Origin of the sequence: Pseudomonas capsici, from assembly GCF_017165765.1 — a bacterium.
GTDB classification, from domain to species: domain Bacteria; phylum Pseudomonadota; class Gammaproteobacteria; order Pseudomonadales; family Pseudomonadaceae; genus Aquipseudomonas; species Aquipseudomonas capsici.
This window is the reverse complement of the sequence record NZ_JAFGZD010000028.1, coordinates 21,710-42,504: the sequence shown is the minus strand read 5'-3', so window position 1 is coordinate 42,504 and position 20,795 is coordinate 21,710. Positions and strand designations below refer to the sequence as shown.

At 58.1% G+C, this 20,795-nt stretch carries 17 protein-coding genes; 8 read left to right on the top strand and 9 right to left on the bottom strand.

The window, feature by feature from the left end:
- Positions 1-9: 9 nt before the first annotated feature.
- From algG to yaaA, 7 genes are all read right to left on the bottom strand, one after another.
- Complete coding sequence (algG, locus tag JSY17_RS24105) at positions 10-1,614, bottom strand: mannuronan 5-epimerase AlgG (protein WP_206403174.1); 1,605 nt, start codon at positions 1,612-1,614, stop codon at positions 10-12.
- A gap of 27 nt (positions 1,615-1,641) precedes the next feature.
- A complete protein-coding gene (locus JSY17_RS24100; RefSeq protein WP_117164336.1) occupies positions 1,642-3,150 on the bottom strand; it encodes an alginate export family protein in 1,509 nt (502 codons plus the stop codon).
- The gene (gene algK, locus JSY17_RS24095; RefSeq protein ID WP_117186358.1) at positions 3,147-4,556 is read right to left on the bottom strand and encodes an alginate biosynthesis TPR repeat lipoprotein AlgK; all 1,410 of its coding nucleotides are present in this window, start codon (positions 4,554-4,556) and stop codon (positions 3,147-3,149) included. Before algK ends, JSY17_RS24100 begins: the two co-directional genes overlap by 4 nt.
- Positions 4,557-4,558: 2 nt before the next feature.
- Positions 4,559-5,728: an alginate biosynthesis protein Alg44 gene (locus tag JSY17_RS24090; protein ID WP_117184333.1), complete on the bottom strand. Its 1,170-nt coding sequence runs from the start codon at positions 5,726-5,728 to the stop codon at positions 4,559-4,561.
- 40 nt (positions 5,729-5,768) lie between these two features.
- On the bottom strand, positions 5,769-7,250 hold the full coding sequence (alg8, locus tag JSY17_RS24085) for a mannuronan synthase (protein WP_117184334.1): 1,482 nt from the start codon (positions 7,248-7,250) through the stop codon (positions 5,769-5,771).
- 101 nt (positions 7,251-7,351) lie between these two features.
- Positions 7,352-8,668 (bottom strand): nucleotide sugar dehydrogenase, encoded by a 1,317-nt coding sequence (locus JSY17_RS24080; RefSeq protein WP_117186359.1) that lies wholly within the window; start codon positions 8,666-8,668, stop codon positions 7,352-7,354.
- An 809-nt stretch (positions 8,669-9,477) separates the two neighbouring features.
- Positions 9,478-10,257 carry a peroxide stress protein YaaA gene (gene yaaA / locus JSY17_RS24075; protein WP_117184336.1) on the bottom strand — a complete coding sequence of 260 codons (780 nt, stop codon included), beginning with the start codon at positions 10,255-10,257 and terminating at the stop codon, positions 9,478-9,480.
- Positions 10,258-10,441: 184 nt separating this feature from the next.
- Between yaaA and JSY17_RS24070 the strand changes: the two genes are divergently transcribed.
- From JSY17_RS24070 to moaE, 5 genes are all read left to right on the top strand, one after another.
- Positions 10,442-11,578, top strand: coding sequence for a polysaccharide deacetylase family protein (locus JSY17_RS24070; RefSeq protein WP_200999473.1), 1,137 nt, complete (start codon positions 10,442-10,444; stop codon positions 11,576-11,578).
- 335 nt (positions 11,579-11,913) lie between these two features.
- On the top strand, positions 11,914-13,308 hold the full coding sequence (locus JSY17_RS24065; RefSeq protein WP_117164342.1) for a PhoH family protein: 1,395 nt from the start codon (positions 11,914-11,916) through the stop codon (positions 13,306-13,308).
- 120 nt (positions 13,309-13,428) lie between these two features.
- Positions 13,429-13,914: a cyclic pyranopterin monophosphate synthase MoaC gene (gene moaC / locus JSY17_RS24060; RefSeq protein ID WP_117184337.1), complete on the top strand. Its 486-nt coding sequence runs from the start codon at positions 13,429-13,431 to the stop codon at positions 13,912-13,914.
- The gene (locus JSY17_RS24055; protein WP_117184338.1) at positions 13,911-14,156 is read left to right on the top strand and encodes a MoaD/ThiS family protein; all 246 of its coding nucleotides are present in this window, start codon (positions 13,911-13,913) and stop codon (positions 14,154-14,156) included. The genes moaC and JSY17_RS24055 overlap by 4 nt, the downstream gene beginning before the upstream one ends.
- Positions 14,157-14,158: 2 nt before the next feature.
- Entirely contained in the window at positions 14,159-14,608 is a 450-nt protein-coding gene (gene moaE, locus JSY17_RS24050; RefSeq protein WP_117164345.1) for a molybdopterin synthase catalytic subunit MoaE, read from the top strand.
- Positions 14,609-14,676: 68 nt separating this feature from the next.
- On the opposite strand, the gene rhlB is transcribed toward moaE, so the two are convergent.
- Positions 14,677-16,131 carry an ATP-dependent RNA helicase RhlB gene (rhlB, locus tag JSY17_RS24045; protein WP_206403173.1) on the bottom strand — a complete coding sequence of 485 codons (1,455 nt, stop codon included), beginning with the start codon at positions 16,129-16,131 and terminating at the stop codon, positions 14,677-14,679.
- A 126-nt stretch (positions 16,132-16,257) separates the two neighbouring features.
- Positions 16,258-16,917: an alpha/beta hydrolase gene (locus JSY17_RS24040; RefSeq protein WP_117164347.1), complete on the bottom strand. Its 660-nt coding sequence runs from the start codon at positions 16,915-16,917 to the stop codon at positions 16,258-16,260.
- A 480-nt stretch (positions 16,918-17,397) separates the two neighbouring features.
- Here JSY17_RS24040 and JSY17_RS24035 point away from each other — a divergent pair, with 480 nt between their 5' ends.
- The 3 genes from JSY17_RS24035 (at position 17,398) to JSY17_RS24025 (ending at position 20,786) form a co-directional block, all read left to right on the top strand.
- Entirely contained in the window at positions 17,398-18,426 is a 1,029-nt protein-coding gene (locus JSY17_RS24035; RefSeq protein WP_117184341.1) for an amino acid ABC transporter substrate-binding protein, read from the top strand.
- 70 nt (positions 18,427-18,496) lie between these two features.
- On the top strand, positions 18,497-19,678 hold the full coding sequence (locus JSY17_RS24030) for an amino acid ABC transporter permease (RefSeq protein ID WP_117164349.1): 1,182 nt from the start codon (positions 18,497-18,499) through the stop codon (positions 19,676-19,678).
- Positions 19,679-19,688: 10 nt separating this feature from the next.
- Positions 19,689-20,786, top strand: coding sequence for an amino acid ABC transporter permease (locus tag JSY17_RS24025; RefSeq protein WP_117186363.1), 1,098 nt, complete (start codon positions 19,689-19,691; stop codon positions 20,784-20,786).
- The last annotated feature ends 9 nt before the right edge of the window (positions 20,787-20,795 follow it).

The following is a 20,795-nucleotide window of genomic DNA, read 5'->3' as shown; positions in this document are numbered from 1 at the left end:
TACCTTTCCTCATTCCCGCAGTTCGGTCTGGCTTTCAACGGGGTCGATCAACACGGCTTTCTGCTGACGTATCATCAGGTCGAGGATTTCGTCCTGACGCTCACCCAGAATGCCGTTGAGGCTGATGCCTACTTGCTTGGTCGGGGCGAGCATCGACACGCGATAAAGCTCTACGCTCAGGGGCGAGTCGATGGACAGCGGGCCGGAGCCGTTACTGGTCAGCTCGCCACCTACCAGGATCAGCGACACTTCGGCGTCGAAGGGGTCCAGAGCGATGTCGCGGTCGGTATTGGTCAGGTCCTTGATGTGGCCGTAGACGCCCATCAGACCGTTGGCCATGGCGACGTTTTCATAGAGCTTGATGTTCACGCTGTTACGCACGCGGATACCGTGGCGGCGGTTGGCGATGACGCGGTTGCCCCACAGCAGGTTGTTGCCGCTTTCGTACAGCGTGATGCCGTCGGTGTGGTTCTGGTAGATCTCGTTGTAGGCGACGATGTTGTTGACGCTGTTACGGTCCAGTACCACGCCGGAGAGTTTGTTGTTGTGGCTCTTGTTGCGGAAGATGAAGCTGTTGTCCACTTCCCGGGAAATGATGATCCCGTGCTTTTTACGGGTCCCGTAGACTTCGTTCTCGGCAATGATCAGATTGTGCGAGCGGTCATGGGGGTCAATGCCGTAGACGATGTTGTCTTTGTAGGTATTGCCCTTGATCACGAAGTCACGGGTTTCGTAGCAGTAGAAGCCGTACCACATGTCATAGAATTCCGAATCGACGATCCAGCCGGTCGGCTCGGGGCGATTGAGAATCTTCGCGGTGTTGGGTGTGTACTGCGAAATACTGATGCCGTAGGACTTGCTCTGGTCATAGCCCATGCTCGACATCTTGGTATTGGCGATCCAGGTTTCGGAGCCACCCCAGGTCAGCACGAAAGGCCGGAACTCGTCGGGCTTGCGATACAGTGCCAGACCGTTGCGCTGCTCACTCCAGGCGTCGACCCGGGTGTGAGTGATGAGCAACTTGCCTTCGCTGACCAGGAACGAGCCTTTTTCCTGGGACAGACGCAGTTCCTTCGTTCTCTTGTCGATTTCGAAGATGCCGGTTTCCTTGACCAGGATCGGCAGGCGCGCGATGTACACGCCTGGCGAGACTTCACTCAGAAACTGTTTCGGCACTTTTTTGGCCAGGTCCTGCAGGTTCACATAACCGTCGGAGATCATGATGGCTTGCGGGATGCCGCGCTGGCGGGCAACCCATTCGGCCATCTTGTTATCGCCGCCGATGAATTCCTTGAGGCCCGTTTCTTCCATCATGCGCGCCACGGTGACTTTGCCCGGCTTGCTGCGGTCGATCTTTTTCAGGGCCGCTTCAGCGGTATAACCGCTGATGTCCGGCAGCACAGGCTTGTCCATTGCCAGCGGCTCGATGGGCGCACTGCTGATGTTGTAGCTCTTGGCCTCCTTGAGTTCCTTTACGTTTGAAGCGGGGGCGACCGGCGCAGTATTGGCCAGCGCTGCAGTGCTGGCCATCAGCAGCGCACTGCTCAGCACTGCGCTTTCGAGCAGGGCGTGAGGCCAGGTGCGCTTGCGCACATTGCTTGCTTGACTGTTCATCTCATCGCACTCCTTTGGCGGTTCGCATCAGAAGCGCCAGATGACGTCGACAATTGCGCGGTGCATGTAGTCATCCACGCCATTGTGGTAAGCGTCGCCGGGCTTGAAGACACCTGCACGCAAGCGCACCAGTGCCGAAGGTTCATCGATCGACTGGCTTACTGCGGCAGGCAGCAGGCCCTGTTTGAAATACTTGGTGACGACCAGATCCATTTCCTGACCCAGGTCCTTGCGGCCGTCTTCCAGCGGCAGGGAGCTGAAGGTGTTGGTCGGTACGCCGTTGGCATCGGTGATTTCCCGGTTAGGGTTGATGCCCGCGCCGCCGATACCCGAGTTACCGTCCACGCGACGGAACTTGTGGTAGATCAGGGACGCGTCGTATTCGTCGTTCATGCGCCACGAAGCGAACAGAGTTCCGGTTTCCACGTTGGCCATTTCGCCCTGGAAGGCTTCACCGAAGCGATGAATGCGCGAGCGTGTGCCGGTCCAGTTGGAGCGGTTACTTTCCAGGCCGTTCTGGACGTAGTCCTTGCTGGCGCGCGCATAGGCGGCACCGACTTGCCATTGTGGATCGAGACGGAACCGGATACCCAGATCGGTGGCCCAGCCGTTGACGTCGCGGCTGGTTTTCTGGCCAGCCAGGTACTGATCGGTGGCAGGGTTGTAGATGGCGCCGATTTCGTCGCGATTGCCGGTCATGCCGGTCAGGCTGCCCCAGTAGTTGACGGCATTGGTGTTGCGATGGTTGTAGGCATCGCTGTCAGCCGTCAGACCCAGCCAGGTCAGGTCGCCGTTGGAGGTCTTGTCCAGATCGTCCAGGACTTCGTTCTGGTTCTTGAGCTTGCCGTCATCCTGGCTGTGGTGGGCACGAATACCTACCCATTGGCCTGGGGTCCACTGATAGCTGGCCGAGCCGAACAGGTGCAGGCGGTCTTCATCGTCCGGAGCCAGTTCGGTCAGGTCGGTGCGGTATTCGCTGAAGCGTTGTGCAGCGCCCAGTTCGGCACGCAGCAAGGTGGTGTCGAAGGTCCAGTTGATGGCTTCGATGTTGGTGTCGTGCCACTGACCGTCATCGTTGCGCAGACGCTGGCGACCTACCTTGAGGATTTCGCCCGGGTAGGGCGTGAAGCCGCTGTAGCCGATCCAGAATTCACGCAGGGCTGCGTAGCTCTTGTCGACTTCGCGCTCGCTGGAGTTGCCGCGCGAGCGCTGGGTGCCGGTTTCGCCATTGTTGGTCGTGGTGGTCTGTTCCAGCGGGTCGGTCTGGATGGTATCGGTGGCGGTGACCACCTGGCCCATGGCGTAAGCGCTCCAGTTGCCGCTCTGGCCGTAGACCCATGGACGCAGGTCCAGGCCCAGGCCCTGGACGTCACCGCCCGAGCGGGTGCCCAGGTCACGGTCGTCTTCGGACTGTGCGCTGATCTTTACTTCAATACCGAAATTCTGTTCTTCAGTCAGCGCAGCCAGAGTCGGGCAGGCCCACAGCAGAGTAAAACCTAGGCCCATGCCGGCGGCCATCAGGGGATTCAACTTCATAGCGCTTCCTCACCGTCTTTTTCTTCTGTCAGGGTCTGAACCAGTACGTTCTGTCTGGCTGTGACGCCCCGGACCTTTTGTTCGCGTTGCAGCAGCCCTTGGGCGGCGGCGCGTTTTTCAGGCGGTAGTTGAGCATCGAGTACCTGGGCAAGCTCGGTGGCTTGCGGTGTGCCTTGAGCCAGTGCCAACTGGCCGAAGACCCATGCGTTGACCGGATCGGGCTTGGTGCCCTTGCCTTGGGAGAACAGTTGAGCGATGGCGAAATCGGCGCTGTTCTGGCCGCCACGGGCGGCGATCAACAATTCGTCCAGAGCTTTCTGTGAATAGACTTCGCCCAGATAGCCACGACGGTAGATCTGACCCAGGTAGTAGTGGGCGGAGATTTCGGTCGCTGCGGCTTTCTGCAGATGCTCTTCGGCCTTCTTCGCGTCGGCCGGCACCCATTTGCCTTCGTAGTAGAGACGGCCCAGCAGCAGTTCGGCGCGGGGTTGGTCCGCAGCACGACCGTTGTCCAGGTACTCCATCATCTTGTCCACGTCACCCAGTTCAGGGAAGTCGTACAGCAGTTTGGCCAGGGTGACCCAGGAAACCGGGTAGCCGGGGGCGATATCTTCCAGCAGTTGCTGGGCGGTCTTCTCGTCCGGAGTACCGATCTGGCTGTCACCCAGCACACGGGCTACGCCGTCCACTCGCTGGGCACTGACGCGCCCCGAGGCATGGGCGCTCTTGAGTTGTTCGATCAGTGCTGCCTGCTGCTCGGTCTGGCCGCGTTTCTGATACACGGTGGCCAGTTCGACGTAGCAGATGTCGGTGCTGTTGAGTGCCTGCTTGCAGATGCTTTCGACTTCATCCAGATGCTGGTCGTAAGTGCCCTGGGTGCGATACAGCAGCACCTGGGCCAGACCGGCTTCCGGATAACCCGTGGCACGCCACTGGTTGATCTTCTGCTGGGCATTCACGTTCGGAAAGTCTTGCGGGTATTGCAGGTAGAGCATGGCCAGCGGCAGCAGGGTGCCGGACTCGCCATTGGCGAATGCCTTGGTGAGCAAGGCTTCCGCTTCGTGGTGCTCGGCCACTGTGGCATCGGGCTTGACGGCCAGCAGACGCCCCAGACGCGATTGAGCCCGAGGTGACGTTTCGGCGGCGGCACGATAGGTGGCTTCTGCCTCTTTGAGCTGGGCAGGGTCCCCGGTACTGACCTGGATGTCGGCCAGGCCGACTTGTGCATCGCTGTAGCCCAGGTCCGCCAGTTGCCGATAGTTCTGCTGCGCCAGTGCGGTGTCGCCGTTTTTAAGGGCTTCATTGGCAAGGCGTTGATCGGGCAGGCCGGCACAGCCGCTCAGGCCGAGCGCGACGGCGAGGCTCAATAGCGTGGGGGTCGACAGGCGTCGTAGTGGGCCATTCATGATTACAGACCCGCAGCCATGGCTTTATCGATCAGCCAGTTCACGGACGGGCCACGGTCGCTGACGACTTCGACAGGACGGCCGGCCAGCGAGCTGCTCAGGCTTTCGTCAGGCTGGATCTGTACACGAATGTCGGTGGACAGGTCGGTATTGCTCAGGTTGCTGCTGCTGATGATCTTGCCGGTACGTACTTGATCTTCGCCGGCGATCTGGAAGCTCACAGGAGTGCCTGGCTTGACGTCGTTGAACTGGCGATAGGTGAAACGGGCTTCAACCAGAGCAGGCGCGTTGCGTGGCGCCAGCTGGAAGATCACCTGGCCTTTGGAGGCGAACTGACCGTCGGCCACCAGTTGGCGGACGACAACGCAATCGCAAGGGCTGGTCATGGTGCCGCTCAATTGCTTGCCGTACAGCTCTTCGATCTTGGCTGGCTGCAGGTCTTCACCGGTCAGGCCGCCCTTGAGCATTTCCAGCATGCTGGTGTTGAAGGTGGCCAGCGGTGCGCCTTTGGCAGCTTCGCCGTTGGTCTGCACCAGGCTCTGTACGGTGCCTTCGCGAGGCATGGTCACTTCCATGCTCGGCACCGATACCAGGCCGGCCGAAGCGTGGCTGACGAAGTACAGGCCGTACACGGTCTTGAAGATGAAGCCGAAAGCTGCCAGACCGACGATGAAGATACCCAGGCTGAAGGTCACTGCACGCAGACGACCCAGGGCGCTCATGCCTGTGGTTTCTTTCTTGTTCTTGCGAGCCTTGGTGAAGTTGTCGCGCTGCAGGGTAGCCAGTACTTCACCCAGGCTGACGATGTCGCCGCTCAGGTGAGAGGTGATGATGTGGCGCAGGGTGGCGATGTCTTGTGCTTCAAGGTTCTGGAACTGGCAGCCGATACGCCCGCTGGAGCTGATGGAGCGCACTTGCATCTCGACGTCCATGGCCAGGCCAAGGTTGTCGATGAGGAACTGCAGGCGACCCTTGATGACTTCGCCTTCGGTCAGTTTGATCTGGCTGGGAGCAACGAAACTGAGGCCACCGGCCGACAGGTCTTCGACCCGTACCAGAGGGGCATTCTGCTCACCGGTGAGCAGGCGCAGTTTGGCTGGAATCTTGACCCGGGCGTGTTGGCGCTGGGCTTCGGATTCATGTACGACGTTCGCATTCACGGCTGTATTCATGGCTATTTTTCCTACTTGAGCAATTGATTCATTGGCCCGGTCACACCATCGTCAGCAGTACTGCGACGAAGATGGTGCCAGCTGAAAAAGTCATGGTTCGGGACGACCAGGTGTTGAACCAGCCCTGAAAGCTGGCCATGTCGCGGCTTAGTTTCGTGTCCTGGCGAGTCCAGGACTGTCGATCCAGGCGGAAGAAAACGTAGATTTTCATCAGGGCGCCGACGATCTGGTTGTAATAGAGAATGATGGGGTAGGCAGGCCCTATCCTGTGTCCCGAGCAGGACAGCAGCAGTGTCAGGATCAGGCGGGTCATGCCGATCCACAGCAGGTACATCAGGATGAATGCGCCGCCATATTTGAAGCTGGCAATGATGGCGACGGTCAGGCCCAGAATGGATGTCCACATCGACACACGCTGGTCGAACAACACGATGCTGGTGAACAGACCCAGACGACGAATGCCCAGACCCAATGCACGTGAGTTCTGACGCAGGTTGTTGCCGTACCAGCGGTACATCAACTTGCGACTGGCCTTGAGGAAGCTTTTTTCAGGAGGGTGTTCAACGGTGTTGATGGCGGCATCGGGTACGTAGAACGTGTCGTAACCCAGACGCATCAGGCTGAACCAGCTCGACTTGTCATCGCCGGTCAGGAACTTGAAGGTCCCCAGACGCCAGTGATTGAGCGAGTCGCTTTCCACGTCGGCAATGAACTCCGGGTCGGTGACCACGGTGGCGCGGAATACCGACATGCGGCCTGTCATGGTCAGGACGCGCTTGGACAGGGCCATGGAGCACATGTTGATGTGACGCTGGGCGAAACGCAGCTTGTGCCATTCGCTCATGATGTAACCGCCACGAACTTCACAGAACTCGTTGGTGGTCAGGCCGCCGACGTTATCGAACAAGTGGAACCATGGAACGGTCTTTTTGACCACTCCTTCATTGAGCACGGTGTCGCCGTCGATCACGGCTACCACTGCACGCTCATCGGGCAGGTGACGCGAGATGGCGCGGAAGCCATAAGCCAGGCCGTCGCGCTTGCCGGTACCGGGGATGCGCACGAAGTCCAGCTTCACACGCTCGGGCGGGTTCATCTTGGCCCAGAGGCTCTTGACCAACAGTTCATCGGACATTTCCACCAGCGAGCAAACGATCGTGGTCGGCAGACCGCAGTTGATTGCTTCGCGAATGACCGAGCTGTACACCTGGGCTGTGGTCAGGGCTTCGATACGGAAGCTGGTGACCATCAGAAACACATGGGATGGATCTGCAGCCTTGCCCAGCTTTTTCAGCTTGCGGCGCAAGTGTGGATAGACCACATACAGAAACAGCATCCCGCGCACGAAATGCGTGATGCCCATGGAGTAGCGCCAGATACCCACGGCACCAATCAGGAAAATAAAATTCCTCGATTGTGAGTCGAAGATACTTGTGGGCAATGCAGTTGCGATGCCCATTAATAAACTCAGGTAAAACAGCCAGCCGGCGGCCTCTAGTAGGCCGTGCTTTAGCCTGTCCATATCCATGATCTGTATCCCAAAGTCAGTTGCAAGCACCAAGCCCCAGGCTGCAAGCGGTAACGCTTGAGCTTGTGGCTTGGTGCTTGGCGCTTGCGGCTGATTTACCAGCAGATACCTTCAGCGCGACCATCTTCGCTGGTCGGTTTGGACATGAAGCCCACCAGGTCTACAACGTGCTTGCCCTTTGGAGTCTGGTCGGCCAGGGCGCGGAAGCGCTCGTCGCCGTTACCCAGGATGATCACGTCGGAGTTGTTGATGACCTCATCGAAGTCCGAGTTGAGCAGGGACGATACGTGAGGGATCTTCGACTCGATGTAATCCTTGTTGGCGCCGTGTACGCGAGCGTATTCGACGTTGCTGTCGTAGATGCTCAGGTCGAAACCTTTACCGATCAGCATTTCGGCCAGTTCGACCAGCGGGCTTTCGCGCAGGTCGTCGGTGCCGGCCTTGAAGCTCAGACCCAGCAGGGCGACTTTGCGGGTGTCGTGGCTGGCCACGATGTCGAAAGCGTTCTGTACCTGGGAGACGTTGCTGCGCATCAGGGAGTTGAGCAGCGGTGCTTCCACGTCCAGGCTGCCTGCACGGTAGGTCAGGGCGCGAACGTCTTTTGGCAGGCAGGAACCGCCGAAGGCGAAGCCTGGGCGCATGTAGTACTGGGACAGGTTCAGTTGCTTGTCCTGGCAGACCACTTCCATCACTTCACGACCGTCGACGCCGACCGCCTTGGCGATGTTGCCGATTTCGTTGGCGAAAGTGACCTTGGTGGCGTGCCACACGTTGCAGGTGTACTTGATCATTTCGGCAACGGCGATGTCCTTGCGGATAACCGGTGCGTCGAGCTCTTCGTACAGGGATTGCAGAACGTCACCGGAGGCCTTGTCGAACTCGCCGATAACGGTCATTGGTGGGTGATCGTAGTCTTTGATCGCGGTACTTTCGCGCAGGAACTCAGGGTTCACTGCAACGCCGAAGTCGACGCCGGCTTTCTTGCCGGAGCAGTCTTCCAGAATCGGGATCACAACGTTGGCGACGGTGCCCGGCAGTACGGTACTGCGGACCACGATGGTGTGGCGGGAAGTCTTGTCACGCAGGACATAACCGATCTCGCGGCATACCGACTCGATGTAGTCGAGTTCCAGGTCGCCGTTCTTCTTGCTTGGCGTGCCTACGCAGATCATCGACAGGTCGGTGGCGCGGATGGCTTCGGAGAAGTCCGTGGTGCCGCGCAGTTTGCCGTTGCGAATGCCCTGTGCCAGGAGTTCTTCCAGGCCCGGCTCAACGATAGGCGACTTGCCGTTGTTGATAAGGTCGATCTTGGTGTTGGAAATATCCACACCAACAACATCATGACCACGTGCAGAAAGGCAACCGGCACATACTGCACCGACATAACCCAAACCAAAGATGCTGATACGCATCGTACTCTCCTCGATTTTCACGCCATAAAGTTGGCTGGATAATAATTTTGGCCAGCAGATGTCACACGCGAGTCAGTACGACCTCTAAAGGCCGCTGAACTAACGCAGGCATATTTAATTAATGAGTGCCCAACAAAGGTGGCAAACTCAATGACACTAAGTGCAAGTGGCAGGTCCCTCTCTCCTTGTGGGAGCGGGCCGTGCTCTCTTGGTTGTGGCAAACCACTCCTTGTATAGCGATCCTCGGCAGGTCGATCTGCAAGCCTTGGCTTTGACGATCTGGAGCCCTGCTCTATACACCGCTGATCACGGTGTTCGCTTGTCTACCTGATTCAATTAGTGATGTGAGTTTAAGTTCAGAGTCTTAAGTAGTGATTCCGCAGAATTACACTCGATCTCTGGCAACTTCCTTTTGCTCTCGCTGCGCTGTAAGTGATCTCTTACAGGGTTGTCGAGAATTGTTACGGGATGTAGGAGCATATGGGTTCGCGATTAGTTCCGGGCCGCTCGTCCTGTTTTTGAGAAAAATTCCGATCTGCTTTTGGCAGCTCATACTTTCAAAATGATGGCATTTTTGTTGGAGGCCTTATCAATAAAGGGGTTCCCGAGAGGAGATATTTTTTTGCCATTACGGCAGGAAGGCGCTGTGCCACTGCTCAAAAAAGTTGTCTTTTTTTCGAGAAAGTTCGTTTGGAAAATGAACGCCGCATCAGGTGATGTTTATCCGGCGTCATAAAAATGGCGAAGAGTGTTTGAAATAGCGATGTCAATGTGCGTAGCGCCAGTCGCGCTACGCAACATTGACGCCATCACTGCTCTGGGGTGTCTCGCAGGAACACCAGTTTGTCCGGTGTCGATTGTTCGGCGCTGTAACGGTAACCCTGCACATCGAATTCCTTCAGCGCTTCAGGAGTGTTGATCCGCTCGGTAATCACGAAACGGCTCATCATCCCCCGGGCTTTCTTGGCGTAGAAGCTGATGATCTTGTACTGGCCGTTTTTCAGATCCTTGAACTCGGTATCGATGATGCGGGCTTTCAATGACGAACGTTTGACCGCAGAGAAATATTCCGTGGAAGCCAGGTTCAGCAGCAGGTCATCGCCCTGGTCGGCCAGGGCCTGATTCAGCCATTCGCTGATGCGCGTGCCCCAGAAGGCGTAGAGGTCCTTGCCACGGGCATTGGCCAGCTTCGTGCCCATTTCCAGGCGATAGGGTTGCATCAGGTCCAGAGGGCGCAGCAATCCATAAAGGCCGGATAGCATGCGCAGGTGATCCTGGGCGTAGGAAAGCTGGGCGTCGGTCAGTGTTTCCGCCTGCAGGCCGGTATATACATCGCCCTTGAAGGCCAGCAGCGCCTGTTTGGCGTTATCGGGTGTGAAGGCTGGAGTCCAGCTGCCGAAGCGCGCTGCGTTCAACCCCGCGAGCTTGTCGGACAGATGCATCAGTTCGCCGATCTGCGCGGGCGTCAGTTCGCGAAGCTGGGTGATCAACTCCTGGGAGTGATCCAGATATTGCGGCTGGGTGTAGCGCTCAGTGGTCGGTGGGGTTTCGTAGTCGAGGGTTTTTGCTGGGGAAATCACCATCAGCATGAAGTCGTCTCCTTTGATCGTCGGCCGATTCTAGGGGGTGATGGCGGATGACTCCAGCTATGGTGGCGATAGAAACGTTGACGGGCTGTGGCTTTGTAACGGGCCGGACATAAGACACTGCCCCGGATCGGCTATAGTGCGGCGCGGGTGATGGCGTTGATATTGGATCGAGAGGGCATTGGTTTTGCGTATCGTTTTAGCAGTTTGCGCGTGTCTGTTCTGGTTTGAAGCTCAGGCGGCGGTGCCTGAAGTCGCCACCATCGATCGCAGCGTCTGGCCTGAGAGCCTGGAGACGCCGGCCTTGTTCGATGTCGCCTCCCGTGCCGAGATCCTGGCTTTCGCCCATGCCCTGGCTGTCAGCGAAACGCTGGGCGAAGAAGGGCTCAAGCAGCGCCTGGGGCTGCGCTACATCAACGTGCCGTCATTGAATGTGGTGCGCCACCGTCTGTGGCTGCGTCTGCTGGAGAACTATCAGGCGGCGCAGAAGAGCTGTGAGGAAGATGCGAACTTCTGTGTGCTGGTCGAGGACATGGAGCAATTGCGTCAGCGCGCCGAGGAGTATCAGGTTTCACCCGATTCCTTCTATGCCGCCTGGGCCAGACCCAGTTCGGTTTTCCACGAGCGCTACCTGAACGAATTGCTGTACATGGCCGCTCTGTTTCCGCAGACCAGCAGTGAAATCGAGCGCTACAACTCCGATGAAATGAGCGGCGATGAAATGCCTGATCGCACCTTCATGCTCAATTTCGACAGCGGGCCAAGCCCGGCAGATGGCAATACTGACTGGCTGGCCGATTTCATGCGGCAGCAGAAAATGACGGCGACTTTCTTCGTGCTGGGGAAAAACCTGCAGGCGCGCCTGGAAGGCAGCTCGGCCGCCAGTCTGCAGGCACTCTACAGGCAGCAGTGCGTAGGGGTTCAAGGCTGGGAGTATCGTTCCCACAGCAACTGGGTCGACTGGCAGGATTCCGTGCAGCGCAGTGCCGCTCTGGTCCAGCAGGTTCTCCCGGACAACTTCGTACCGCTGTTCCGACCGCCTTACGGTCATCGTCGCGCCGACAGTGGCGAATACTTCCGCTCGCAGCACTTGCGGGTTTCGCTGTGGAATATCGATTCCCAGGACGTCATGGGACGTCTCTCGGCCCAGCAGGTGGGGGATCGGGTGCTGACCCTCATGCTGCTCTGGCGGCGGGGTACGGTGGTGTTTCATGACATGGGCAACAAGGCGCAGTCGGCGCTGCCTTTGCTGCTGGCCAATACCGCACAGAGCGAGCTGGTCTGGGATGACTGCCGGAATTTCTCCGATACCCAGGAGGAATAAGGGTTTGAGGGGATTCCGGGGAGAGGGAAGGCCGGTTTTTTCGGCCAATCCGGGTCGAGATGACTTCCGACTGTAAACGTGCTGGAGGCCCCCGCCAAGCGCTATTCGTCATACTGTGAAATAAACTTCAAAAAACTGTCAAAGAGCTTTTTTCTGTCATCGGTTTTGCTGTATTACGACAACAGACCGCCGAAACCTGCAACACAGGTGGCGTCCTCAACGACCCCATCTTGAGCAACATTCTTCCCTGTCTCAAGGGAAGGAACCGGCGGCCTTTTCGTGGCGCAGCTTTGTAGTGGTTCTGCGCCGCCTGGCTTCTATAAAGGTGAGCGAGTATGGATGATCACGGACGCAACCCTTCCACTAACCAGCCTATCCTTTACGTGCTCGATACCAACGTATTGATCCATGATCCAAATGCACTGCTGAACTTCGAAGAACACCGCGTTGCCATTCCGATGACGGTTCTGGAGGAACTGGACAAGCTCAAGGACGGCAAGCATTCGGTCGCCGCCGAGTGCCGGCAGGCCATCCGCCTGATCGACAAGACCCTGGGTGAAGCCTCACCGGAAGAGGTCGAAAAGGGCGTGCCCATCGACCGTGGTACGGGCGTATTCAAAGGCTTCCTGTCCATCCTGATGAGCAAGCGTGAGGAGCCCAACAGCCTTCTTCCCGAACATTTGAACGACAACATCATCATCAACCAGTTGGTCGACCTGCATGCCCGCGACAAGGACTTGCGTCTGGTGCTGGTGACCAAGGACATCAACATGCGCCTCAAGGCGCGGGCCTGTGGCATTGCCGCCGAGGACTACAGCACCGACCAGTTGGTCGATGACGTCTCGCTGCTGTCGCGTGGTTATCACGATATCCCGGGTTCGTTCTGGGATCGGGTCAGCAAGGTCGAAACCCGTCAGGATCATGGCCGCACCTGGCATCGCGTGCAATTGAGCGAGAGCCTGCCTGCGGTTCACATGAACGAGTTCATCATCGACGAGCAGGGCTTTGTCGGTTGGGTCAAAGGCGTGCGCAGCGACGAACTGCTGATTCTCGACATGCACCAGGAACCCTTGCTGCATCAGGAAGCCTGGGGGCTGAAACCCCGTGACATCTATCAAGGGCTGGCACTGTTCGCATTGCTTGACCCGGATATCCATCTGGTCAACCTGTCCGGCGCTGCCGGTTCCGGCAAGACCATCCTGGCGCTGGCCGCTGCCATCGAGCAGACCATGGTCAGCAAGCGCTATCGTCGCATCATCGCCACCCGCAGCGTGCAAGGCCTGGATCAGGAAATAGGCTTCCTGCCCGGCACCGAGGCGGAAAAAATGGAGCCGTGGCTGGGGGCAATCACCGACAACCTCGAAGCTTTGCACATGGATGACGAAAACACCCATGGCAGCGTCGACTACATCCTCAGCAAAGTGCCGTTGCAGTTCAAATCCCTCAACTACATCCGGGGCCGCAGCTTCCAGCAAAGCCTGATCCTGATCGACGAGTGCCAGAACCTGACGCCGCACCAGATGAAAACCATCATCACCCGTGCCGGTGCCGGTTCGAAAGTGGTCTGCCTGGGTAACCTGGCGCAGATCGACACCCCTTACCTGTCAGCCACCAGCTCGGGGCTGACCTATCTGACGGAGCGCTTCAAGGACTTCCCCAACGGCGTGCACATCACCCTGCAAGGGGTTCCACGCTCGATACTGGCCGAGTATGCGGAGAGTCATTTGTAGGTAGTGAGCGACAAGCGGCAAGCTATAAGCTGCAAGAGAGGCTGGAACGTGCTTCGCTTGTAGCTTGTAGCTTGTGCCCATGGCTATCTACAATCGCCTCTCCTGTTCCGGAGTAAGGCTGTGCTGACTCATCTCGATTCCCAAGGTCGCGCCAATATGGTCGACGTCACCGATAAAGCCGTGACGTCCCGTGAGGCTGTGGCCCAGGCGCTTGTACGCATGTTGCCCGAAACCCTGCAAATGATTGTCAGCGGTGGTCATCCCAAGGGGGATGTGTTTGCCGTTGCGCGTATTGCCGGTATTCAGGCGGCCAAGAAAACCAGTGACCTGATCCCTCTCTGTCATCCGCTGATGCTCACCAGCGTCAAGGTCGAGCTCAGTGCCGAGGGTGACGATGCCGTGCTGATCGTGGCGCGCTGCAAGCTGGCCGGGCAGACGGGCGTTGAAATGGAAGCCCTGACCGCCGCCAGTGTTGCCGCGTTGACCATCTATGACATGTGCAAGGCGGTTGATCGTGGCATGACCATCGAGTCGGTACGTTTGCTGGAGAAGCTCGGCGGCAAGAGTGGTCATTTCGTTGCAGCGGAGCCGGGAGCTGCGCAATGAGTATTCAGGTTCAGTATTTCGCCCGCTATCGTGAAGCCCTGGGGCTGGACGGCGAGCGTGTCGACGGTGTTTTCGCCACGCTGGACGAGCTGCGCCTGCATCTGGTGCAGCGGGGCGAGGTCTGGCAGGTGTTGGCCGAGCAGAACCTGATGTGCGCCCGCAATCAGGAGCTGTGCCAGCTGGATGAGCCGCTGGCGGATGGCGATGAAGTGGCATTCTTTCCGACCGTGACCGGAGGCTGAGCATGGCGATTCGCGTGCAAGCGGCGGCGTTCGATCCGGGGGCCGAGGTCAATGCACTGCATGCCGCCAATGTCGGCATCGGTGCGGTGGTGAGCTTTGTGGGGTATGTGCGCGACTTCAACGAAGGGCGTGAAGTCTCGGGCATGTTTCTGGAGCATTATCCGGGCATGACCGAAAAGGCCCTGGCAAAGATCGTTGCAGAAGCCGAACAGCGCTGGCCATTGCTCAGGCTTGAAGTGCTGCATCGGGTTGGTGCCCTGGAGCCGGGCGAGCCCATCGTGTTTGTCGGCGTTGCCAGTGCCCATCGTCAGGCCGCGTTCGAGGCCTGCGATTTCGTCATGGACTACCTCAAGACTCGCGCCCCGTTCTGGAAGCGCGAAAACACCGCCGAAGGCCCGCGCTGGGTCGAAGGACGGCACAGTGATCAGGCAGCGGCGGATCGCTGGAAATAAGTGGGGGTGTTTGCGGATAAATCCGCTCCTGCACAAGCCGCAGGAGCGAACTCATTCGCGAAGAAGGGTCAGGCCTTGTTGCGTACCACAGCCCGCAACAACTCAGTCGGCGGCATTTCACAACTGATCTTGCGACCCAGTTTCTCTTCGATGGCCGGGAGCTGGTAAGAGTCGTCTTCCCCGGCAAAGCTGATCGAGACGCCATCGGCACCCGCACGGCCTGTACGCCCGATACGGTGCACGTAATCGTCCGGCACTTCCGGCAGGGTGAAGTTGATCACGTGGCTGATGCCGTCGATATGAATGCCGCGGCCTGCGACGTCTGTCGCCACCAGGACGCGGATCTTGCCTTCGCGGAAGCCTTCCAGCGTCTTGATCCGTTTGTGCTGAGGGACATCGCCTGACAGTTGCGCGGCGTTTACGCCGTCACGTACCAGACGCTCTTCGATACGGCGCACTTCGTCCTTGCGGTTGGCAAAGACCATTACCCGTTCCCAGCCATTGTCGTTGATCAGGTTGTACAGCAGTTTGTACTTGTCGGCCGAAGCCACCGCGTAGATATGCTGCTCGACATTGCTGTTGGCGACGTTCTCGGCTTCGATCTCGACGATGGCCGGGTCGGTGGTCCATTGCTTGGCGAGATTCATCACGTCATCGGTGAAGGTCGCGGAGAACAGCAGTGTCTGACGCTCGCCCTTGTGCGGGGTCTGGCGAATGATCTGGCGGACCTGCGGGATGAAGCCCATGTCCAGCATGCGGTCGGCTTCGTCGAGGACCATCACTTCGACCATATCCAGATGCACTTCACCGCGCTGGTTGAAGTCCAGCAGGCGTCCCGGTGTCGCGACCAGAATGTCGCAATGGCGCGCTTCGAGCTGCTTGAGCTGCTTGTCGAACTCCATGCCACCCACGAAGGTCATGACGTTGAGGTTGGTGTACTTGGTCAGCGCCGCGGCGTCCTTGGCGATCTGCACCACCAGTTCGCGGGTCGGGGCGATGATCAGGGCACGGGGCTCGCCCATGTAACGCTCTTTGGGCGGTGGTGTCTGGATCAGTTGCGTGATGATCGAGATCAGGAACGCGGCGGTCTTGCCGGTACCGGTCTGGGCACGACCGATGGCGTCCCTGCCCTTGAGGGTGTAACCCAGTACGCCCGCCTGGATCGGCGTGCAGTACGGGAAACCCAGGTCATGGATCGCATGCATCAGTTCGGGAGCCAGGTCGAAGTCATGGAAGCGGGTCTTGCCTTCCTGGGGTTCTACGACGAAATCTTCGAGTTTCCAGGCGACGACCGGCGGCTTGGGCGCGCGCTCCCGGCGTGGACGTTCGGCCTTGGGCTTGGCGTTTCGGGTCTGCGCGGGAGCCGCGGGCTCCTTTGCCGGAGCTGGAGCCTGAGCGGCGCGATTCTGTGATTCGCTTTCAGTGCGAGTCGGGGAAACAGGGCTTGATGCTGCATGGTTGGGCGCGAGCTGCTCAGCCTCGCTTTTACCGAACATCTTTTTAAGTGCTTTGAGCACGGTCATCTCGTCAATTGATTAAGGAATGTACGCCGAGCAGTGTAATGCAAGAATCGGGCGCGGCGTAGTGTCATCCTCGGTTCGCTACAAAGGTCTCCGATCAGGCCTGTTCAAAGCGCTTTGAAGAAGACGTTACCGAAGCTTCTCGGCAAGCCAGATCTGGATGTCGGAAATTTCCTGGGGTAACACTTGATGGCCCATTGGGTACTCTTTCCATTGAGCGGTTACACCCAGAGTCTTGAGGTACTCATAAGCGGCGCGTCCCATGGCATTGTGGACCACTTCGTCATGGAAACCATGCAGACACAAGGCCGGGATGCGTTGCTGACTGGCTGACAATGTCATCTGGTCATTGAAGGTCGGTGCGTAAGTGGACAACGCCAGCACGCCGCCCAGCGGCCCCTGCCAACGCTTGTAGGCCGTGTGCAGCACCACGGCGCCGCCCTGGGAGAAGCCGGCCAGGAAGATTCTTGCGGGGTCGATGCCGCTGTCGCGCTGCTGTTCGATCAGGTTCAGAACCTGTTGGGCCGAGGCTTCCATCTCATCGTGATCGATGGAGCGGGCTTCGGAGGTCATGCTCTTGATGTCATACCAGCTCGGCATTTCATAACCACCGTTGACGGTGACAGCACGTTTCGGCGCCTGAGGCAGGATGAAGCGCGTGGTGGTCAGTGTTTCCTGCAGGGCCTCGGCGACGGGCAGGAAGTCATAGCGGTCGGCTCCAAGGCCGTGCAGCCAGATGACGCAGGCATCGGGTTCGGCGGTGGGTTGCAGGATCAAGGACTCGCTCATGAGTGCTCCAATAGTGTGCGTTGGTTATTTTTCTGCGCATTAATTAGGTGCGCATGCAGTTTAAAAGTGAAAGAAGATGTCGCAAGGTTACAAGTTTTCGACTTGACCTGTCGCTAATTCGACATCGCCAGCATGATGGTACGGCCTTTGCTATGGAACGTGTGGAGTCAAAGCGCTCACATCGATCGGTAACACTATTAGGCTACTACTTGTGACGATCGAAGGCAGCACGGGAGTCCATGCGTCAGGACTCTTGCCATGATTGATCCTGTACCGCTCTGGTCCGGGAAAAATACGGGGCTTTGGTACAAGGGCTATAAATGAATGGTGAATGTGAGTGATGAGGTGGCCTCGTACTCGATTCGCGATTCAGGTCCAGCGTCGCATGACCCAAAAAAAAGCCAGCACGGGTCATTAATGCCTCACAAGGGTGCGGCGTGACTGAAGACCCACACAATAAAGAGCACACTGGAGGTTTGAATGAAGATGTTGAAATCCACACTGGCGGTCGTTACAGCTGTAGCAGCACTCGGCGTGACCGGTGCAGCTAACGCCGGTGCCACACTTGACGCTGTCCAGAAGAAAGGTTTTGTTCAGTGCGGCGTCAGCGATGGCCTGCCAGGGTTCTCCGTTCCAGATGCTACAGGCAAGATTACCGGTATCGACGCAGACGTGTGCCGTGCCGTAGCTGCTGCCGTTTTCGGTGACGCGACCAAGGTAAAATTCAGCCAGTTGAACGCCAAAGAGCGTTTCACCGCGCTGCAATCGGGTGAAATCGACATTCTGTCGCGTAACACCACCTGGACCAGCTCCCGTGACTCGGGCATGGGTCTGGTCTTCACCGGCGTGACTTACTACGACGGTATCGGCTTCCTGGTAAACAACAAGCTGGGCGTCAAGAGCGCCAAGGAACTGGACGGTGCAACCGTTTGTATCCAGGCTGGTACCACCACCGAGCTGAACGTCTCCGACTACTTCCGCTCCAACGGCCTGAAATACACTCCGATCACTTTCGACACCTCCGACGAAAGCGCCAAGTCGCTGGAAGGCGGCCGTTGCGACGTACTGACCTCCGACCAGTCGCAGCTCTACGCACAGCGCAGCAAGCTGGCCAAGCCTGACGACTACATCGTTCTGCCAGAAGTCATCTCCAAGGAGCCTCTGGGCCCGGTCGTGCGTAAAGGCGACGAAGAGTGGTTCTCCATCGTTCGCTGGACCCTGTTCGCTCAGCTGAACGCTGAAGAAGCAGGCATCACTTCCAAGAACGTCGAAGCTGAAGCCAAGGCCACCAAGAACCCTGACGTTGCCCGTATGCTCGGTGCTGACGGTGAGTACGGCAAAGACCTGAAGCTGCGCAAGGACTGGGTTGTTCAGATCGTCAAGCAGGTAGGTAACTACGGCGAGATGTTCGAGCGCAACCTGGGCGAGTCGACCCCGCTGCAAATCAAGCGTGGCCAGAATGCTCTGTGGAACAAAGGTGGCATTCAGTACGCTCCACCAATTCGCTGATTGACCCGGCGCCCGGCAGGCTTTCAAGCCTGTCGGGCGTTGTTCTGTTCGATTTTTCCTGGGGCATTTCATGGAAAAGCAAATCGTCGCACCAAAGCAAAAGCTCTCTTTGAGCGACCCAAAAGTGCGCGCGTGGTTATTTCAGATCATCACCGTAGTGGCGGTGGTCTCGTTGGGCTGGTTCATGTTCGACAACACCCAGACCAACCTGCAGCATCGTGGTATCACATCGGGGTTCTCGTTTCTTGAGCGCAGTGCCGGTTTCGGTATTGCCCAGCATCTGATCGATTACACCGAAGCGGACAGCTATGCCCGCGTTTTCGTCATCGGCTTGCTCAACACCTTGCTGGTATCGGTCATCGGTATCATCCTGGCGACCATTCTGGGTTTCATCATCGGCGTCGCTCGCCTGTCCCAGAACTGGATGATCAACAAGCTGGCGACTGTTTATGTCGAAGTCTTCCGCAACATTCCGCCGTTGCTGCAGATCCTGTTCTGGTACACCGCCGTCTTCCTGACCCTGCCCGGACCACGTCAGGCTCACGGCTACCTGGACATGTTCTTTGTCAGCAGCCGCGGGTTGAACATGCCCAAGGCAATTCCTGCCGAAGGTGCATGGGCATTCCTGGCCAGCATTGTCATCGCCATCGTGGCGGTGATCGTCATGGTGCGCTGGGCCAACAAGCGCTTTGAACTCACCGGCGAACCGTTCCACAAGTTCTGGGCCGCCCTGGGTCTGTTGCTGGTCATTCCAGGTCTGAGCATGCTGATCTTCGGCAGCCCGGTGCACTGGGAACTGCCTCAGCTCAAAGGCTTCAACTTCACCGGCGGCTGGGTACTGATCCCCGAACTGATCTCCCTGACCCTGGCGTTGACCATCTACACCGCGGCGTTCATCGCCGAAATCGTGCGTTCGGGTATCAAGTCGGTCAGCCACGGCCAGACCGAAGCGGCTCGCTCCCTTGGGCTGCGTCCCGGGCCAACGCTGCGCAAGGTCATCATTCCGCAGGCTCTGCGAGTGATCATCCCGCCGTTGACCAGCCAGTTCCTGAACCTGGCGAAGAACTCTTCGCTGGCGGCAGCCATTGGTTATCCGGAAATGGTTTCGCTGTTCGCCGGTACGGTACTCAACCAGACCGGTCAGGCCATTGAAGTCATTGCCATCACCATGAGTGTGTACCTGGCGATCAGTATCAGCATCTCCATGCTGATGAACTGGTACAACAAGCGCATTGCGCTGATCGAGCGGTGAGGAAACGCGCATGACGACTCATACTTTCAAACCTGACATGCCACCACCGGCCAAAGTGTTCGGTCCGGTTGCATGGATGCGGCAGAACCTGTTCTCCAGCTGGATCAACACGTTGCTGACGCTGTTCTCGTTCTACCTGATCTACCTGATCCTCCCGCCGATGATCAGTTGGTCGCTGCTGGATGCCAACTGGATCGGCACCACCAAGGAAGACTGCACCAAGGCAGGTGCCTGCTGGGTATTCGTCCAGCAGCGTTTTGGCCAGTTCATGTATGGCTACTTCCCGACCGAACTGCGCTGGAGGGTCGACCTCACTGCAATCCTGGCGATTGTCGGTGCAGCGCCTCTGTTCATCTCGAAGTTTCCGCGCAAGGCGTTCTACGCCATCGGCTTCCTGGTGCTTTACCCGGTCATCGCGTTCTACCTGCTGCATGGTGGCGCGTTTGGTCTGAGCACAGTTGCAACCAGTCAGTGGGGCGGCCTGATGCTGACCCTGGTGATCGCGACCGTCGGTATTGCCGGTGCATTGCCGCTGGGTATCCTGCTGGCGCTGGGGCGTCGCTCCAACATGCCGGCCGTGCGTGTGGTGTGCGTGACCTTCATCGAGTTCTGGCGTGGTGTGCCGTTGATCACTGTGCTGTTCATGTCGTCGGTGATGCTGCCGCTGTTCATGCCCGAGGGGATGAACTTCGACAAGCTGCTGCGCGCCCTGATCGGCGTCATCCTCTTCCAGTCGGCGTACATTGCCGAAGTGGTGCGCGGTGGCATGCAGGCAATTCCAAAGGGTCAATACGAAGCCGCAGCGGCCATGGGCCTGGGCTACTGGCGCGCAATGGGTCTGGTGATCCTGCCGCAGGCGTTGAAGATGGTTATCCCTGGCATCGTCAACACCTTTATTGCGCTGTTCAAGGATACAAGTCTGGTGATCATCATCGGTCTGTTTGACCTGCTCAACAGCGTCAAGCAAGCCACCGCCGACCCGGCATGGCTGGGTATGGCCACCGAAGGCTATGTCTTCGCGGCCCTGGTGTTCTGGATCTTCTGTTTCGGTATGTCCCGCTATTCCATGCATTTGGAACGTAAGCTGGACACAGGCCACAAGCGTTAGGAGTTTTGT

Bases quoted from the DNA above. Each gene is read 5' to 3' on its own strand.
- JSY17_RS24065 (WP_117164342.1), top strand. From the start codon at position 11,914: ATGGATGATCACGGACGCAACCCTTCCACTAACCAGCCTATCCTTTAC.
- JSY17_RS24040 (WP_117164347.1), bottom strand. From the start codon at position 16,917: ATGAGCGAGTCCTTGATCCTGCAACCCACCGCCGAACCCGATGCCTGC.
- JSY17_RS24035 (WP_117184341.1), top strand. From the start codon at position 17,398: ATGAAGATGTTGAAATCCACACTGGCGGTCGTTACAGCTGTAGCAGCA.
- yaaA (WP_117184336.1), bottom strand. From the start codon at position 10,257: ATGCTGATGGTGATTTCCCCAGCAAAAACCCTCGACTACGAAACCCCA.
- rhlB (WP_206403173.1), bottom strand. From the start codon at position 16,131: ATGACCGTGCTCAAAGCACTTAAAAAGATGTTCGGTAAAAGCGAGGCT.
- JSY17_RS24100 (WP_117164336.1), bottom strand. From the start codon at position 3,150: ATGAAGTTGAATCCCCTGATGGCCGCCGGCATGGGCCTAGGTTTTACT.
- alg8 (WP_117184334.1), bottom strand. From the start codon at position 7,250: ATGGACAGGCTAAAGCACGGCCTACTAGAGGCCGCCGGCTGGCTGTTT.
- JSY17_RS24090 (WP_117184333.1), bottom strand. From the start codon at position 5,728: ATGAATACAGCCGTGAATGCGAACGTCGTACATGAATCCGAAGCCCAG.
- algK (WP_117186358.1), bottom strand. From the start codon at position 4,556: ATGAATGGCCCACTACGACGCCTGTCGACCCCCACGCTATTGAGCCTC.
- JSY17_RS24055 (WP_117184338.1), top strand. From the start codon at position 13,911: ATGAGTATTCAGGTTCAGTATTTCGCCCGCTATCGTGAAGCCCTGGGG.
- JSY17_RS24030 (WP_117164349.1), top strand. From the start codon at position 18,497: ATGGAAAAGCAAATCGTCGCACCAAAGCAAAAGCTCTCTTTGAGCGAC.
- algG (WP_206403174.1), bottom strand. From the start codon at position 1,614: ATGAACAGTCAAGCAAGCAATGTGCGCAAGCGCACCTGGCCTCACGCC.
- moaE (WP_117164345.1), top strand. From the start codon at position 14,159: ATGGCGATTCGCGTGCAAGCGGCGGCGTTCGATCCGGGGGCCGAGGTC.
- JSY17_RS24025 (WP_117186363.1), top strand. From the start codon at position 19,689: ATGACGACTCATACTTTCAAACCTGACATGCCACCACCGGCCAAAGTG.
- JSY17_RS24080 (WP_117186359.1), bottom strand. From the start codon at position 8,668: ATGCGTATCAGCATCTTTGGTTTGGGTTATGTCGGTGCAGTATGTGCC.